This is a genomic window from Pseudomonas sp. 3A(2025), assembly GCF_054589175.1.
The window spans coordinates 229,661-246,070 of sequence record NZ_BAAILM010000048.1; the positions used below are offsets into that span (position 1 = coordinate 229,661).

General features: G+C 56.5%; 15 protein-coding genes and 2 pseudogenes. 7 read left to right on the forward strand and 10 right to left on the reverse strand.

Features of this window, described 5'->3' with window-relative positions:
• Nucleotides 1–12 precede the first annotated feature (12 nt).
• From ACYP2A_RS18900 to ACYP2A_RS18935, 8 genes and pseudogenes are all read right to left on the reverse strand, one after another.
• Entirely contained in the window at nucleotides 13–795 is a 783-nt protein-coding gene (locus tag ACYP2A_RS18900) for a transporter substrate-binding domain-containing protein (RefSeq protein WP_459747222.1), read from the reverse strand.
• A gap of 352 nt (nucleotides 796–1,147) precedes the next feature.
• Nucleotides 1,148–2,716 (reverse strand): annotated as a pseudogene (tnpC, locus tag ACYP2A_RS18905) (IS66 family transposase).
• Nucleotides 2,717–2,797: 81 nt separating this feature from the next.
• Nucleotides 2,798–3,133, reverse strand: coding sequence for an IS66 family insertion sequence element accessory protein TnpB (gene tnpB, locus ACYP2A_RS18910; protein WP_459747223.1), 336 nt, complete (start codon nucleotides 3,131–3,133; stop codon nucleotides 2,798–2,800).
• The gene (tnpA, locus tag ACYP2A_RS18915) at nucleotides 3,130–3,447 is read right to left on the reverse strand and encodes an IS66-like element accessory protein TnpA (protein WP_459747224.1); all 318 of its coding nucleotides are present in this window, start codon (nucleotides 3,445–3,447) and stop codon (nucleotides 3,130–3,132) included. Before tnpA ends, tnpB begins: the two co-directional genes overlap by 4 nt.
• A 335-nt stretch (nucleotides 3,448–3,782) precedes the next feature.
• The gene (locus ACYP2A_RS18920) at nucleotides 3,783–4,877 is read right to left on the reverse strand and encodes a TniQ family protein (RefSeq protein WP_459747225.1); all 1,095 of its coding nucleotides are present in this window, start codon (nucleotides 4,875–4,877) and stop codon (nucleotides 3,783–3,785) included.
• 123 nt (nucleotides 4,878–5,000) lie between these two features.
• Nucleotides 5,001–5,696: a hypothetical protein gene (locus ACYP2A_RS18925; protein ID WP_459747226.1), complete on the reverse strand. Its 696-nt coding sequence runs from the start codon at nucleotides 5,694–5,696 to the stop codon at nucleotides 5,001–5,003.
• A gap of 327 nt (nucleotides 5,697–6,023) precedes the next feature.
• Complete coding sequence (locus ACYP2A_RS18930; protein ID WP_459747227.1) at nucleotides 6,024–6,884, reverse strand: TniB family NTP-binding protein; 861 nt, start codon at nucleotides 6,882–6,884, stop codon at nucleotides 6,024–6,026.
• A 5-nt stretch (nucleotides 6,885–6,889) separates the two neighbouring features.
• Nucleotides 6,890–8,647: a transposase gene (locus ACYP2A_RS18935; RefSeq protein WP_459747228.1), complete on the reverse strand. Its 1,758-nt coding sequence runs from the start codon at nucleotides 8,645–8,647 to the stop codon at nucleotides 6,890–6,892.
• Here ACYP2A_RS18935 and ACYP2A_RS18940 point away from each other — a divergent pair.
• Nucleotides 8,609–9,223 (forward strand): annotated as a pseudogene (locus ACYP2A_RS18940) (gallate dioxygenase); the annotation flags it as partial. The gene ACYP2A_RS18935 and the pseudogene ACYP2A_RS18940 sit on opposite strands and share 39 nt — an antisense overlap.
• Before the next feature lie 36 nt (nucleotides 9,224–9,259).
• Here the strand turns inward: ACYP2A_RS18940 and ACYP2A_RS18945 are convergent.
• Nucleotides 9,260–10,441 (reverse strand): LysR family transcriptional regulator, encoded by a 1,182-nt coding sequence (locus ACYP2A_RS18945; RefSeq protein WP_459747229.1) that lies wholly within the window; start codon nucleotides 10,439–10,441, stop codon nucleotides 9,260–9,262.
• A 161-nt stretch (nucleotides 10,442–10,602) separates the two neighbouring features.
• On the opposite strand from ACYP2A_RS18945, the gene galB reads away from it, so the two are divergent.
• From galB to ACYP2A_RS18970, 5 genes are all read left to right on the forward strand, one after another.
• Entirely contained in the window at nucleotides 10,603–11,337 is a 735-nt protein-coding gene (gene galB / locus ACYP2A_RS18950) for a 4-oxalmesaconate hydratase (RefSeq protein ID WP_459747231.1), read from the forward strand.
• Complete coding sequence (locus ACYP2A_RS18955) at nucleotides 11,334–12,050, forward strand: 4-carboxy-4-hydroxy-2-oxoadipate aldolase/oxaloacetate decarboxylase (protein WP_459747232.1); 717 nt, start codon at nucleotides 11,334–11,336, stop codon at nucleotides 12,048–12,050. Before galB ends, ACYP2A_RS18955 begins: the two co-directional genes overlap by 4 nt.
• 1 nt (nucleotide 12,051) lies before the next feature.
• On the forward strand, nucleotides 12,052–13,137 hold the full coding sequence (locus tag ACYP2A_RS18960) for a 4-oxalomesaconate tautomerase (RefSeq protein ID WP_459747233.1): 1,086 nt from the start codon (nucleotides 12,052–12,054) through the stop codon (nucleotides 13,135–13,137).
• Between the two features lie 105 nt (nucleotides 13,138–13,242).
• Complete coding sequence (locus tag ACYP2A_RS18965; protein ID WP_459747235.1) at nucleotides 13,243–14,586, forward strand: metal-dependent hydrolase family protein; 1,344 nt, start codon at nucleotides 13,243–13,245, stop codon at nucleotides 14,584–14,586.
• A gap of 2 nt (nucleotides 14,587–14,588) precedes the next feature.
• Nucleotides 14,589–15,032 (forward strand): GlcG/HbpS family heme-binding protein, encoded by a 444-nt coding sequence (locus ACYP2A_RS18970; protein WP_459747237.1) that lies wholly within the window; start codon nucleotides 14,589–14,591, stop codon nucleotides 15,030–15,032.
• Here ACYP2A_RS18970 and ACYP2A_RS18975 read toward each other — a convergent pair.
• Nucleotides 15,023–15,946, reverse strand: a complete 924-nt coding sequence (locus tag ACYP2A_RS18975) for a LysR family transcriptional regulator (RefSeq protein ID WP_459747239.1) — start codon at nucleotides 15,944–15,946, stop codon at nucleotides 15,023–15,025. The two genes, ACYP2A_RS18970 and ACYP2A_RS18975, sit on opposite strands and share 10 nt — an antisense overlap.
• Before the next feature lie 125 nt (nucleotides 15,947–16,071).
• Between ACYP2A_RS18975 and ACYP2A_RS18980 the strand changes: the two genes are divergently transcribed.
• Nucleotides 16,072–16,296, forward strand: coding sequence for a hypothetical protein (locus ACYP2A_RS18980; RefSeq protein ID WP_459747240.1), 225 nt, complete (start codon nucleotides 16,072–16,074; stop codon nucleotides 16,294–16,296).
• Nucleotides 16,297–16,410 lie beyond the last annotated feature (114 nt).

A 16,410-nucleotide genomic window follows, 5' to 3' on the forward strand; every position in this document is an offset into this window, starting at 1 on the left:
AGGCGCGATCACTTATTTGCCGCTATAGAGATTCAAGTCACCAAAATACTTCGCTTGCAGCCGGCTGTAGGTGCCGTTCTCATGAATAGTCTTGATCGCTCTGTTCAACTGCGCCTTGAGGTCGTCATTGCCTTTGGCAACCGCAACCGCAGTCTTGGAGGGTAGCAACTCGCTTTCAACATGGCCGCTGAGCTCATAGTCAGCCCCTTGCGGCAGATCAAGGAAGCCGGCCTTGGCTTGCAACATGTCTTGAAGTGACGCATCGAGGCGACCGGACACCAGATCGTAGTAGACCTGATTCTGGTTCTGATAAGGCTGAATGTTGACACCGGCTTTTTTCAATACCGCCTTTGCATAGCCTTCCTGAATACTGCCTTGGAAATACCCAACGCGCTTGCCTTTCAGGGAAGCTACATCAGTAGTGAGCCCGGAACCTTTTTTGAAGACATAGGAAGTCGCCCCCGAGAACAATTCTTCCGAAAAGTCAACGGCTCTGGCACGTACCGGGGTGACGGTCATTGATGAAAGAATACCGTCAAATTTATTGGCGCGCAGGCCCGGAATCAGACCGTCAAAGTCACTCTCCACCCATTTGCATTCAGCCTTCAGTTCTGCACACAACGCATTGCCCAGATCAATGTCAAAACCGACAAAGCTGCCATCAGGCGCCTTGGATTCGAACGGGGCATAGTTGGCATCCACGCCAAAGCGGATTTCCTTATATTCCTTGGCATGAGCCACAGATACACAGAGTGGAAGGAATGCGAGCGATAAGAATCGGGCAATGGAATTCATGTCAGTTTCCCTGGCTATTGTAATTTAAATAAGGGTTGCTAAAACGGACGATCTTCTTGGACGGACTACAAGTTGCCTTTCGTTTTCTTCTCTCAAGAAGCGGCAACTATCGGGTTGCCCTTCTGATCGGGTGGCCTGAGCGTCAGGTTTGTAACGCTGTGAAGCGCGTTGCCCACAACTGAATGCTACGCCAACCCTCAGCGGGTACAAGCTGGCAATCAGCTCGACGTTACGAGCACTTTGCTTGGATCTCAAGCAGAACGCTCAGCATAATCTGTGACTGGTAAATCGATGAATGAGCGGCGAAAAATGTTCGATTATTGTAAGCGTCCGGCCAACCCGTCTTGCATGACTAAGCCGGACGCCATCTGTGCGGCAACAACTCCGTAATCTCACTCGCCCGCTGCGTCGGCAGGCGCGTCAGCACATCCTTAAGATAGGCATACGGATCGTGCCCGTTGTTACGAGCCGACTGGATCAAACTCATGATCGCAGCCGCGCGTTTGCCACTGCGCAGTGATCCTGCAAAGAGCCAGTTCTTGCGACCAAGCGCCCACGGGCGTATCTGGTTTTCACACCAGTTGTTGTCGATGGGGACATCCCCATCATCGAGATAGCGCGACAGCGCCGTCCAGCGTTTGAGGCTGTAATCCAGGGCTTTACCGATAGCCGAAACGTTGTGCACAAGATCGCGCTGGGCAACCATCCAGGCATGCAGCGCATCCATTATCGGTACGGCCTTTTCCTGCCGTATTCGGCGGCGTAAATCCGGCTCCAGGTCTTTTATTTCACTTTCGAGTTCGTACAGCGGCTGGATGTAGCGCAAGGCCTGTTCAGCCAGCACGCTTTTATGGGTTGCATGCAGTTCAAAGAACTTGCGCCGGGCATGGGCCATACAGCCAATCTCCGTCACGCCGAGTTCGAAGCTGGCCTTGTAACCGCCGAAGTCATCGCAGACCAACTTGCCCTTCCAGTCTTGTAGAAAGTTGCGCGCATGTTCGCCAGCCCGGCTGAGGCTGAAGTCGTATACCACCGCCGAGGTTTCGCAAAACGGGGTCGTGGAGTACGCCCAGACATAGGATCGATGGGTCTTTTTGGTGCCTGGCATAAGCATCTGCACGGGCGTTTCATCGACATGAACAACCGGCTGTTCCAGCACGACTTCACGCAGCGCATCGACCAATGGCTGCAACTGTACACCGCACGTTCCGACTCATTGAGCGAGCGTAGAGCGCGGGATCGCCAGGCTGGCACGACCGAACATGGCTTCCTGGCGATACAGCGGCAGGTGGTCGGCAAACTTGGCGATCATGACGTGGGCCAGCAGGCCCGCCGTCGGGATACCCTTGTCGATGACCTGTGCGGGCACTGGAGCCTGGATCAACGTTTCGCAGCGGTCGCAGACCCACTTGCCGCGAATATGCCGTTCGACAGTAAAGACGCCCGGCGTGTAATCGAGCTTCTCGCTGACATCTTCGCCGATGCGCTTTAGCGCACAGCCGCAGGTGCAGTCGGTGTTATCCGGCTCATGATGGATCAGCGTGCGCGGAAACTCGGGCGGCAAGGCGCGGCGTTTGGGCTTTTGCTTTTCCTGGGTCGGTGCGGGTGTTACTTGCAACGACTCAAGTTCGGCTTCTATCGTGGCAATATCGGTATCGATCAGATCATCGAGCAAGCTGGCCTGCTCTGGACTCATCTGCTCGCTGCGCTTGGCGAACTTGAAGCGCTTGAGCTGGGCAATTTCGTGGCTGAGTTTTTCAATCAGCGTCTTGTCGTGATGGATTTTCTTGTCCATGACCTGGACGGTTTTGCCCATCGTCTCGACTTGCTCATCGAGCGCCGAGACACGTTGCAGCAACTGCGCCGCCAAGGCGCGCAGTTGTTCGGGATTGAGTTGGTCGAGGTCTGGGATCGAAGTCATGCCGCCGATCTTGCCAGATCAGCTTAAAGGCGACGACTGGCGGATCGGACAATTGCACTGGCGGATGGAACACTGTCCAGATCAGAGAATGGAAATGGCATTGCCAGGGCCGACTCTTTGCCAAGGCAGGCCCAGTATCAAGGCGTGCAATTGCTCGGCGTTCAGTTCCAACTGTGAACCATGGCGAGTGCCTGGCCAGGCGAATTTACCTTGATGGAGCCGGCGTGCTGCCAGCCAGATACCGAGGCCGTCGTGTACCAAAACCTTCATGCGCGTGGCGCGGCGGTTGGCAAACAAATAAGCGCAGTGCGGCTGCGCCGCACCGAACACTGAAACCACGCGGGCCATGGCGGTGTCGGTACCGGCGCGCATGTCCATCGGCTCGGTAGCGAGCCAAATGGTGTCGATGCGGATCATCGAGTAACAGCCCGAATAAAGATCGCGCAGCCTTCAGGATCTGAAGCGGGCCATTTCACTGTGATCGCTTGACCGGTCACAGACAGCTCAATGGTTGCCGCTGCTTCGACTGCTCGTTTGGGTGTAGCTGTTACTTGAACAAATGCCGGCAGCGAGGTCACGGCCTGATCGCGGTAAAGGGGCATCCATTTACGGATGACGTTGGCGTTGATGCCGTGACGAATGGCGACACTGGAAACGGATGCTCCGGGTTGCAGGCATTCCTGAACGACCTGAGCCTTGAATGGTTTCGGATAAGAGCTTCGTTGGCGCATGGAAATCCTTGCGATAAGAGTGATCGCGTCCACTTAAAAATACGCGGACACCATCGCTCTTAAAGCTGAAGTTCGGAAGGTGAGTTTGCCGGACGCTTACGGATCATTGAGCCTGGGGATACACCCACATTCAATACGAAGAGGCCGGTGTACATCGAGTGTTAGCCGCACGAGAGCCCCACCTTCAATGATCCGCTTGCAGCCTCCCCGTTGCCCCAGAATCAGGCAGAGGCGTCCACCTGCATTATGTTGGCACATCGGCCAAGCGCGGCGATCAAACGATATGTACGGTCAACAGCCCCTTGAACCGCCAGTACAGGGAGTAAAGTGGATCATCAACCACCTGATCTAGAATTGTACAACGTCCTCTCTTCCATGATCGCTGTGTAGGACAGCTCAGGAACGAGGGTAGACATCTCGTCTAAAAAGGGAAGAATACGTTTGAGAAACTTTTCCTCACCGCCACCTATCTGGTGGATAGCAAGCTCCTGGAGGTCGGGGTCTCCAACAGCACGGAATGCTTCTGTGATTCGCGACAGCTGACCCTTGTCCAGCACTAAAGGTAGATAATCCATTTCAGAGATGAGTTTTATAGAGCGTACTGTATAAAGATCAATAATCAACCCGACAGCAATAAGGCAAATCATTCTCTGGAAAACGTCACACTCTTCACAGCCTGCCCTTAACCCTGCCAAAAGACCATTGTAACGAGTGCGATATAGCCCTATCTGCCTAATCCGGGCTGCCCCTGCACCTCTGGAAATAGTAGTAGGAGGGAGCAAAAAATGGTTAAAAACAAACGCACACAGATTCAAGAGGTCGACGCTGGCGTATCGAATGTTGTCGTTACTAATGGTGATTGAGCTATTACGATGTGCACGCTCGATGAGCTGCTGAGTTTTTAAAGCCAATAATACGATTTTTAGTGGGGTAAGCGAATAAGATAATGGAAAAAGTCGATTCTTCATATTAGAATTATCGTGCCGCCAGACATCTGCATTGGAAAATGCAGTCCAAGACTTTTCATAAGGAGATACAGCTCCAGCCATACGAATCAATAATGCCTTGTGTAATGGACAGATGGGAAAGTGTAAATAACACCACGCTTTTCTCCAATAGGGCAGTCGTCTCTGAGCCACATCATTTTCCAAACACTGCGGGCAAAAAACTAGACGCTGGGATGGACGTAGGATCCAATTGGATCTTGGCATAAAAAACGAGCAGAAACGCACTTGACTCACACCAAGCTTCGCCGCCACATGGGCTAAATTTAAAACCGAGAAATCGTGCTCGGACTCTAAAGTGCCACTGATTTCTGGCATGATGCTATCCACGTCAGCTATCGAAGACCCTTCACTTTGGCTACAACGGTATAGCCAAGAGGTAAACGTTTCATCTGATTGACACGCAGGAAAACTAATGACTTTCATTACCATTTTTCCTTTCACTGAAAATCACCAAGAAATCCGTAGAAATCTACGATTTTGTGGTTGCAGTTGATACTTGGCTCATTAGCGCAAAGTCATTATACGTACGCACTCTCCAGAACTGGCTTACCTCAATTGCGTCTCTGCCCCGAATCTCAAACCATTGATAAATAAATCAGACAAGTCTGCTGGACTACAGGCGACCGGTGTAAAGAAGGCCATTACAGCCTCGTGCTCAATCAGCGTTGACACGGTTAAAAATTGACAACCGAATGTGAATACATCTTCTGGAAATCTGACGCCAGCGTTGCGAACGTGTGCGATGAGGTAGCCGAGTTTTGTAGATGGTACCAGTTGCATGATCCAGCTAGCGAGCAACGCGGCAATGAAACGCTGGCGAGGACCGCTTAGGCCTGGTCCTCTTGCCAGCATAGAGGAAAATTCATCATTCAATCCACGATAGATCGATCTCTGATTACAGGCAAGCCGGACAGCCCAGCCTGCGGCATGGCGGTAAGTCCGCGGCCTTAATGACAAGGTGTAGATAGCCGCAAAATTATTCTGAGCATCACCACTATCGTTTCCAATGTTCCGAGTTGATAAATAGTTCAATCGTTCAAGCTGTCGAACAAAGCATGCTCTGCGCCGGATAAACTTTGGGTCATTCCATGCACTAATCCTTTGGGGAAAACCGATCATCGCCCCGAAGCATTTCCACGCTTTATCGATCGAAGGTCTTACGTTGCACGACGACAGTTCAGTCATGTGTTCAGTGCACTGGATAGATGAAATATAACACCAGCTTTTCTTCCATGAGGGCATGCGACCCTCCGCAATATCCTTTTCTAGACACTGATGGCAAAAATGTACTCTATTGCGCCATGGCGTCAACTCTCCACGCTTCGGTCTGAAGTAGGCCCATACCGTTGCGTTGTCGACGTTAAGAAGCCTACATACTGACGCGTAGAAGTCTGAAGTTGCGTCGAAGATCCGGATCTGCCGCTTGCTCATCGTGACTGGATAGCCAGAATTCAATTCGTATAGTTCCTAGGTGAGCGCGTAATGTAGGGGTGCGCAAGGAACATCTATACACCCATGAGCTAAACGCCTCATCAAAAATAGGTTTGGGCAAACCTTTGAACCCCCTCACTAGTAGGACCAAGGGTTAGCTATCGTTTTCGTGATAGTCTCGGAATCAATAGCTTCAGATCCAGACCTGATGGCGAACGCTGCTGATTTCTTAATTAAATCGACTACGCTATCCACTCGACCATTTGTGGCAGCCAAAATGGTCAATAGCATTTTTTCCTCGTAAAGAAAGGAAGGTTTTTTGAGTGGAATCAAGCTTTCTAATTCATAAACAAACGATCTGAAATCCTGCGTTTCGCTCCAGTCTTTTAGCTTGAACTCATAAAATCTTCTCTTGAACTCATTATTATGATTAAGTGCGGCAGAAGCTGCTTCATTTCCGAAGGCGACCACCCCAATGCCGTACTCCCCAGCCAATCTTTTAAACATCGACATATTCAGGCGTTGTTCTGTTTTATTTCGCAAGAGCGCATCGTGGAATTCATCTATCACAACGCCCCACAGTTTACGTAATTTAATCACCCGCGCCATTTCCTGGGGCAAATCAAAACTGGGATTGGTTCTGGACTCTCCAGTGATGGGTATCCCCATTGCTTTAGCCAACTCAGCTCGAAGGTTTTTGCTGGCCTTTATTTGGGTATCCTCAGCCATACTTAGATAAATCAGTCCCTCGGGTTTTTTTATGCGGTGGGGTAGCTGAGATATGATGGCAGTTTTTCCAGTCCCCCCTTCACCCGTTACCAAGAGGCAAGGCGCAGTGATGCGGCCCCGAACTTCGGCCATATTGTTAATCATCTTGAATATCGTTTCCGACGGCTTGTAGTCGATCCAGACGTCTTTCTGTATAATTTTTATACGCGTAGCTGCGTCAAGATTTGCCAGCTGGCGCCGATCCGGCCTAAGATGAAGAAGATCATCCATATGCATTAGTCTGTTCCGGGCTTAAACGGTATTGGAGGCAAAGAGTAATCAATTTTTTCACGCAGACTCGTGGAGACTATTTCTGGCTCGAGGTTCTGATATTTATCATATGCATCCTTAGACTCCTGCCGACGTAAAGCTGAACGTTTTTTTACGCTAGCTTTTTTGGTCAGTCTCAGGTTTTCACGCCTAATAGATACCGCGCTTGGGTCATCTAAGGTTCCTGCCCGGACCGGGCTACTAAAAAACCGGGACGCCCGGTACTCTTCATAAGTAAAGTCTTTTTCAGTTAAGTCTGAGTACCCCACCTTGCAGTACCGATTATCTACCTTTACCCATATCTGTCGCATACTGAAAGGGTCAAACTTAATTTGAACATTTTTCATGCCGTAAAACGGTTTAAGTACCGGATCCCAATAGGTTTTACAAAATAGGTGTATTCCATCGGGCTGAATCATACGACGATCTTCCGGCATGAATCGCAGCTTAAACTGAAACGGATCCTCAACTATTTTTCTGAATGGCTGAGCGTCTGTCGATGTAAAATACTTCTCCCAAATCTGTCTCGGCGACTTGCCCGTAACCGAGTGGACGGTAGCATGATATTCCGCCACTTCACGCGCGAACCAAATTGAGAAATCAGAAAAGGTCAGTGTAGCGTTCTTCTCGCTTTCGGCCCCCCTACGAGCAACAGCGTTAGACATAGTAGTGCCTTTCAATAAATGCACTTTGGAGTTCATGAAGGTGCCTATCAGTCGCTCCACATGACCACCATAGTGCTTTCGGCCGAGCGGGCGCAACTCGTGCTTAATGCCGACTCCATCACAGGCCCTGATAAACTTGCCGCTTGTGAACTCTGCGGCGTTGTCCATTTGTAGTTCCAGGGGCACTCCATAAAACGGATAGTCTATATCATCGAGCCCTAATCTCCTGAGGTAGTCTTTTTTATGAAAGACGGCGTGGGTTAACGTACAGGCCACTGATAACGCGGAGGGCACATGCAAACTAAGATAGTAGCCGAGAATCGCCCGGGTATAAATGTCAATTGCGACGGTTAACCACGGTCTACCAATTACGCGGAGCCGATCATTTGACAGCAACATCACGTCGACCAAAGTATGGTCCATCTGCACGCGAGCAAGCGGAGCGGACGACTTATGCTTCCCTCTTCGGCTACCGTATTTCTGCCGTGCTGCCTCCCCACCCTCTTTTGCTCGATAGAGCTCTTCCCTGGACATTATCGACTTAATCCTAGCTGTCACAGTACCTCGCGCTGGTAATAATAACCTCTGCTCAATACATAATGACTCGACCTCGCGATAGACTTTACTGAATGTCGCAGCCTTGCCTCTGTATGACTTAACGGCTTGTACTACAACTTTTTCTACCCTCTGGTCGATAAATGAAGTACCTTCTTTTCTTCCGCGTTTTTTTGGCAATAACGAATATGCGCCAACGGCACCGTCATATAGCTTGCTGAGTTTGTAAAAATATGACTGAACGACACCTATTTTAAGCGCAGCTTCACTAGCTGATAGCAGCCCAGATCGCCATGTCTTGATAATATCAAAACGTCGTTTAGCTTCCAGATATTGTGCGTCTGTTGCCTCATCAAACATCACCAGCTTTTTATTGTTTTCAATCGGTATATCGCGCTCGTTGACAGCCTTGATAAACTCTACGCTCTCAAGTGAAACAGTTTTTATAGCGCCCGATGCTGTAATCTGGACAATGACCCGGTGCGCCTGACCGAGCTGACCCATGCCGAGTACGCCACCCTGGGCGGGATGGAAGGCGCCGAGGTGATCACCTGGCTGATCATGCGCGGCGCGCTGTCGGCCACGGTCAACAAGCTGCATAACGACTATTACCTGCCGTCGATGACCGGTATCTCCACCCTGTTGCTGGAAAACCTCGACCAGCCGCTGCCGGTGGATGTGTTGGCGCGGCATCGCCAGCACATGGGTCATCAACTGGCCGGTATCGAGAAGCTGGAAGGCACCTATCCCTTTACCCTGGAGCGCAGCGCCAAGGGTTACCGGCTCAACAAGTTTCTGCACCGGCTGATCGATCCGGCGTTTCGTGCGCGTTTTCTGCAAGAGCCCGAGGCGTTGTTTGCCGAAGCAGAATTGTGCGAACAAGAGCGCAACCTGCTGCGCGAGCGTGACTGGCGCGGGCTGATTCAGTACGGCGCGATCTTCTTTGTGCTGGAAAAGCTTGGCGCGGTGCTGGGCGTCTCCAACCTGCATATCTACGCCGCCATGCGCGGACAGAGCCTGGAGGATTTCCAGAAAACCCGTAACCAGCAAGTGCTGTATTCGGTCGCGGGCAAGGCCTGACCATCATCAGCGGCGAGCATCTCCAGACCGGGCTTGCTACCTGTCACTCACTGCCCGAATGCACGCCATCAACGCCGCGGCCGCCGGCGAATGCAGGCTGCCCACCCGACAGGTCATGCCGATCGACCGTTGGGTGTGCGGCATCGGCAGCGCCAGCGGGCAGAGTTCGCCCAAGGCAATCTCGTGCTCCAATTGATGGGCCGACACCGCTGCGAGCATGTCCGAGTGCAGCAGCAAGCCGCGAATGATCGCCAGGTCGCCGCTTTCCACCACCGGCCATGGTGCAGTCATACCGGAGGCTGCAAAAAACTCATCGAGAATCGGCCGCGCCGGCGAGCCCGGCCGCGGCAATACCCAGCGGGCGCCGGACAGGTCGCTGGCGCTCACCTCACGCCCCAGCAAGGCATGGCCGCGACGGGCCAGAATCACCATTTCTTCGCTCAGCAGTGCCTCGCCGACCAGATCGCTGGCATAGCCGGGCGCACGCAAGGCGCCAAAAATGAAGTCCACATCCCCGGCGCGCAGGTCGGTGGCCAGCAGGTCGAAGGGGCTTTCGTTGGTCACCACCCGCACCTGTGGGTATTGCGTGGTCAGGCGCACAATCGCTTGCGGCAGAATCCGTGTGCGACCCAGTGGCAAGGCGCCGACCGTGACCACGCCCTGCAACGTGCCCTGCAGTACAGCCAGGTCATCCTGCAAATGGCGCAGCTCGTTGAGTGCCCGGCGGATCGGAAACTGGATGTCCAGGCTGACGCGGGTCGGTTGCAAGCCACGCGGCGTGCGCTCGAACAGGCTGCAACCACAACCGCTCTCCAGCACTTTAAGCGCCGCGCTGACCGCCGGCTGGGTCAGGCCGAACAGGCTGGCTACCGTTTGCATATGGTGGGTTTCGCAGAGTTTGACGAACACCTGCAAGCGCCGCACCTGATACAGATAAATCGGCTCTGCACTGTGCCCCAGCAGGCGCGCCACGCTTTGCAGTTCTTCGAGTACCTGACGCGCGCGCGGCAATAAACGCTCGCCATAATCGGTCAGGCGCATGCCGTTGGCGTGACGCTCGAACAACGGCACGCCCAGGTACGCCTCCAGGTCGGCAATCGCCCGGGTGACCACCGATTGGGCACGAAACAGCACCTCGCTGGCTTTGGAGACACTGCCCTGCTCGGCCACCCGTACAAAGGCGCGGACCTGCATCAGGTTGGGAAACTCATCAGGCATTCAGATTCACTCACAGGGCGCCAGGACTTGCAGCATCAGGCATTCTGGCGAATCCTGCAAACAGCCGATAAACAGAACGCATACCTGATGCAACGCAACGCATTGGGCCTGAGACTTGTGCGCTGACATCCTCGATAAAAAGCCAAGAGGAGTCACCCGTCATGAATGCCATCTCCAAAAGTGCCCTGGTCGTCAGCGCCCACTCCGCCGATTTCGTCTGGCGTGCCGGCGGCGCCATCGCCCTGCATGCCAGCAAGGGTTACAACGTACACATCGTTTGCCTGTCGTTCGGGGAGCGTGGCGAGTCGGCCAAGCTGTGGCGCAAGGGCGAGATGACTGAAGACAAGGTCAAGGCCTCGCGCCGCGAAGAAGCCCAGGCGGCGGCCGATATCCTTGGCGCCAGCGTCGAGTTCTTCGACATCGGCGACTACCCGATGCGCGCCGACACCGACACGCTGTTCCGCCTGGCCGATGTGTTTCGCCGCGTGCAGCCTGAATTCGTCCTCAGCCATTCGATCAAGGACCCGTACAACTACGACCACCCGCTGGCCATGAACCTGACCCAGGAAGCGCGCATCATCGCCCAGGCCGAGGGTTACAAACCGGGCGAGAAGATCGTCGGCGCGCCACCGGTGTACGCCTTCGAGCCGCATCAGCCCGAGCAATGCGAGTGGCGCCCGGACACCTTCCTCGACATCACCGAGGTCTGGGACAAGAAATACGCCGCCATCCAGTGCATGGCAGGCCAGGAACACCTGTGGGAGTACTACACGCGCGTCGCGTTGCAACGCGGCGTGCAGGCCAAGCGCAACGTCGGCATCACCTCCAGCCGTAACATCATCTACGCCGAAGGCTTGCAGAGCATCTTCCCGCGCGTGACGGAGAACCTGGCATGAGTACGCTGATAGGCAAGAAAGGCGTGGTATTGCGCACTATCCCTCGCGCAGACAGCGCGGTAATCGATGAACTGGCCCGCTACGGCGTGGCCACCGTGCACGAAGCTCAGGGCCGCAAAGGCTTGCTCGGCACTGGCATCCGGCCGATCCAGCAAGGCGTGTCGGTGGCCGGTTCCGCCGTCACCGTGCTGGTGGCGCCGGGCGATAACTGGATGTTCCATGTCGCGGTCGAGCAGTGCCAGGCCGGCGATATCCTCGTGGTTGCACCCAGTTCGCCATGTGAAGACGGCTATTTCGGTGACCTGCTGGCGACCTCGTTGCAGGCCCGTGGCGTGCGCGCGCTGGTGATCGATGCCGGCGTGCGCGACACCCAGACCTTGCGCCAGATGGGCTTTTCGGTGTGGTCGAAAGCCATCAATGCGCAAGGTACGGTCAAAGAGGTCATCGGTTCGGTGAACCTGCCTTTGCTATGCGCCGGGCAACTGGTAAACGCTGGCGACATCGTCATCGCCGACGATGACGGCGTGGTGATTGTGCGCCTGAGTGAGGCGCAGCAGGTGGTCGAGGCAGCGCGCAAGCGTGCCGAGGTCGAGGAGCAAAAGCGCCTGCGCCTGGCCGCTGGCGAGCTGGGCCTGGACATCTACAGCATGCGCGAGCGCCTGGTCGCTGAAGGCCTGTGCTACATCGATAGCCTTGAGGAACTGGAGAACTGAGATGAGCCAGACACGCATTCCCTGTCTGTTGATGCGGGGCGGCACCTCCAAGGGCGCTTACTTTCTGGCCGACGACCTGCCGAGCGACATGGGTCTGCGTGACCAGGTACTGCTGGCGGCGATGGGCTCGCCGGACAGCCGGCAAATCGACGGCATTGGTGGCGCCGACTCGCTGACCAGCAAGGTCGCCATCGTGCGCGCCTCAACACGCAGCGATGCCGATGTCGATTACCTGTTCGCCCAGGTGCTGGTCGACGAAGCGCGGGTCGACTATGGCCAGAACTGCGGCAATATCCTTGCCGGCATTGGTCCGTTCGCCATCGAGCGCGGGCTGGTGGCGGCGCAGGATGACCTCACCACCGTGCGTATTTTCATGGAGAACACCGGCCAGATTGCCGTGGCGCGGGTAGCGACCGCGCACGGCCAGGTGAACTATGCCGGCAGCGCCCGCATCGACGGCGTGCCCGGCACGGCGGCGGCGCAGGTGATCGAGTTCGCCGATGTTGCCGCTTCCAGTTGTGGTGCCTTGTTGCCGACCGGCAATGCGCTGGACCGCTTCGACGGCATAGACGTGACCTGCATCGACAACGGCATGCCGGTGATCCTGCTGCGTGCTGAAGACCTTGGCCGCAGCGGTTATGAAAGCCGCGAGGCGCTGGACGCCGATGACGACTTGAAGGAGCGTCTGGAGTCGATTCGCCTGCAGGCCGGGCCGCGCATGAACCTGGGCGATGTCAGCCAGCGCAACGTGCCGAAAATGTGCCTGATCGCCGCGCCGCAGGCCGGTGGCGCGATCAGTACCCGCAGTTTCATCCCGCACCGTTGCCATGCCTCGATTGGCGTGTTCGGCGCGGTCAGCGTGGCCAGCGCCTGCCTGATTCCAGGCTCGGTGGCCGCAGCGCTGGCCCAGGTGAGCGGCAACGCCTTGCAGCGCCTGTCAGTGGAGCATCCGAGTGGCGAATTCACGGTGGAACTGCACCTGGACAACGGCTTGCCCACCCGCTGCGGCCTGCTGCGCACGGCACGCTTGCTGTTCGATGGCTACGTGAACATCCCGCGTGCGGTGTGGAATCAAACATTGGCGTAACGAGCTATCGAGCGCATCGATACCTGCTCATCAATACGATCTGTTGGTCTTGCCCCTCCACATCCCTCAGCCTCCTCGTCCATAACAAGACGAGGAGATTGACCCATGGGCGCCCTGCACCTGCATTGCAATACCCTGTTCGACGGCACTGATCTGATTGCCCGCCAGCACCAGACGCTGATCATTGAAAACGGCCTGATCCGCCACGTTGGCCCGACCGTGCAGGCGCCACGGCCGCACGCTGGCGATCGTGAAGTGCGTGGCGACTTCGTCATGCCGGGGCTGGTGGATGTCCACACTCATCTGGCGTTCGGTAATGCGCAGAGCGAGGAAGACATCGATCTGTGGACCAGCGACGAATTCCGTGCCCTGCGCGGGATGTTCTTCGCCCAGCATGTACTTGCCGCCGGCGTGACCTCGATGATCTGCCCCGGTGACAGCGGCCAGCTCAGCATCGCGGTGCGCAATTCGGTGAATGCCGGGTTGTTCGAAGGCCCGCGCATCGCCGCCAGCAGCCGGGTGATCACTAATCGGCAAAGCCTCAACGACTGGTTTCCCAGCCGCGTCGGCGCCCCGGAATACTTCACCGCCGCCCTGGTTACCAGCCGCACCGATGCCATCGCCGAGATCCGCAAGCAGGCCAAGGACGGCGTCGACCTGATCAAGATCGCTATGGACGGCACGCACCGACGCCCCAATGGCGAGATCATTGCCGCCTTCACCCTGGATGAAACCCGCGAGATGGTCGACGAGATCCACCGCCTCGGTTGCCGCGTCGCCACTCACGCCTATGGCCGGGAAGCGGTGATGTATGCGGCCAAGGCCGGGGTCGACCTGGTGTTTCATGCCTTCTACATGGACGACGCCTGCATCGAGGCGCTGCTGCAAGCCGGCAGCGTGCTTGCACCGACCATGACCTTTCCGCAGAACACGGTGGACTTCTGCCAGCCCCATGACCCGGCGATTACCACCGGTTACGCCGGCTATTGCGCACGGACCCTGGAAGTGGGCACGCCGGTGCTCAAGCGTGCCAAGGCCGCCGGTATTCCGTTCGCCTGTGGCAGCGACAGCGGCTTTGCCGTGACACCTTACGGCGAATGGCACGCCCGCGAGCTTGAGTTACTGGTCACCCGCCTCGGCTTCACCCCGGCCGAGGCACTTTATGCCGCCACCAACGTCGGCGCCCGCCTGATGCCGCGTGGCGAAACGCTCGGTACGCTGGAAGCTGGCAAACAGGCCGATCTGTTGCTGCTCGACGGCTCACCGCTGGAAGATATCCGCATTCTGCAAGACCGCCAGCGCCTGCAGGCTGTGTACAAGGCCGGTGTAGCGGTCAACCTGACGCGCACGGCTTACAACCCCAAGCAGGTCTCGGACTTCAACAGTCTGAAGTGGACTGACCTTTATACCCGCGATCGCGTCGCGCAGCTGGGCAAAGGGAGCCTGTGATCATGGCCGCACTGGATTTCGAACTCGCGTTGCAACTCGCCGCTGCCACCCTGCGTCATGCCCGCCATTTAGATCTGCGCCCACTGGCGGCTGCGGTGCTGGATGCTGCCGGGCATCCACTGGCGGTGTTGCGTGACGAACACGCCAGCTTTCTGCGCCCACAGATCGCCACCGGCAAGGCACGGGGTTGTCTGGGTATGGGCTTCGGTGGCCGTGAACTGGCAAGGCGTGCCCAGGCAATGCCGGGCTTTTTCGACGCCATCAACAGCTTGACCGGCGGTGAAGTGATTCCGGTAGCCGGCGGGATCCTGCTACGCAATGCGCACGGCGAGTTGCTGGGCGCCATCGGCGTCAGCGGCGACACCTCGGACAACGATGAACGCTGTGCGCTGCTGGCCATTACCGAGCTGGGCCTGCGCGGCGACACCGGTGATGCTCAGGCGTGAGCCTGCGCCTGTTCCAATAGCTGCTGACGCAACCAGGCCAGCGCCGGGTCTTGATCCTGCTGGGGATGCCACTGCAATACTTGCACGGCCGCCGGAAACGCCACCGGCGCCGGCAGCACGTGCACCGGGTAACGCTGCGCCAGCGCCTCGGCCTGGCGGCGGAACAGCGTGGCGACGCGGGCCGTGCCGACCACATAGTCGGCCATCAGCGAAAAGCTCGGCACGCTGACCGCCACCCGCCGTTCGATGCCGGTGTCACGCAAGTGCTGGGCCTCCAGCGACAGGTTCTGGCCGTCGGCAAACTCACGCAGCACATGCTCGGCCGCGCAGTAAGCGTCCAGACTCAGGCCCTGGGCCCAGACGGGCTGTTCGGCGCACACCAGGCAACACAACTCATCGCGCAGCAGCGGCCCCTGTGCATAGCGCGGGTTGACCCGCTGCTGCGGCACGATCACCAGATCGCTGCGCCGGTATTCCAGGGCTTCGGCCACCACATCGCCGTCACGCGGTAAAGGAAAGTCACGCACCACCAGGGTGATGCCCGGCGCACGCTGCGACAGTGTGCGGCTGACGGCCGGCAGCAGGGTCGCCGCCACATAGTCAGAGGCCACGATCGTAAAGCGCCGCTCGCAACGCGCAGGCTCGAACAGCACCGAGGCATCGATCACCTCCCCGGCCAGCGCCAGCACTTCACGCACCTTGGGCGCCAACTCACGGGCCAGCGCACTGGGTTCCAGATTACGCCCGACCGCCACCAGCAACGGATCCTGAAAATGCTCGCGCAACCGCGCCAGCGCCGCACTGGTCGCCGACTGGCCCAGATTGAGCCGCTGCGCCGCACGACTGACGCTGCACTCTTCGAGCAACGCATCGAGCGCCACCAACAGATTGAGATCGAGACGACGGTAGCGCATGCACATGCCTGTTAAGACGATTTGGCTGGATTCTAGGCGCCATGACCTGAAAAAAACACGTAAAAAACCCCGAACTCATCGCGCATGGGCGCCTCAAAACTGGTACATGCACAGGAGAAGTCCCCATGAGCAATGACAGCAAACTTGAACACGACGGCGCCGGCCAAGCGACCGATGCGCAAGGTAAACCCGTGGATGTGGTGCGCCGCGACCTGGAGGATACGAGCGGCAAGACCCGCGTCATCGATGAAGTGATTACCCCCAGCGATATCAGGACCAAGGAGCAGGAAAACGAAGAACTGGAGCGCAAAGTCGACGAGGTCGAGCGCAAGGTGGCAGATGGGCGGTGATTTTCTCGCGGCTGAAGCGGGTCGCCGCTTCAGCCGCGAAAGCCGCTCACATCATTAAGATCGATAATAACCTTCGGTCCATTCGATTCGTTAATAGTTCCCCCCCACAACAGA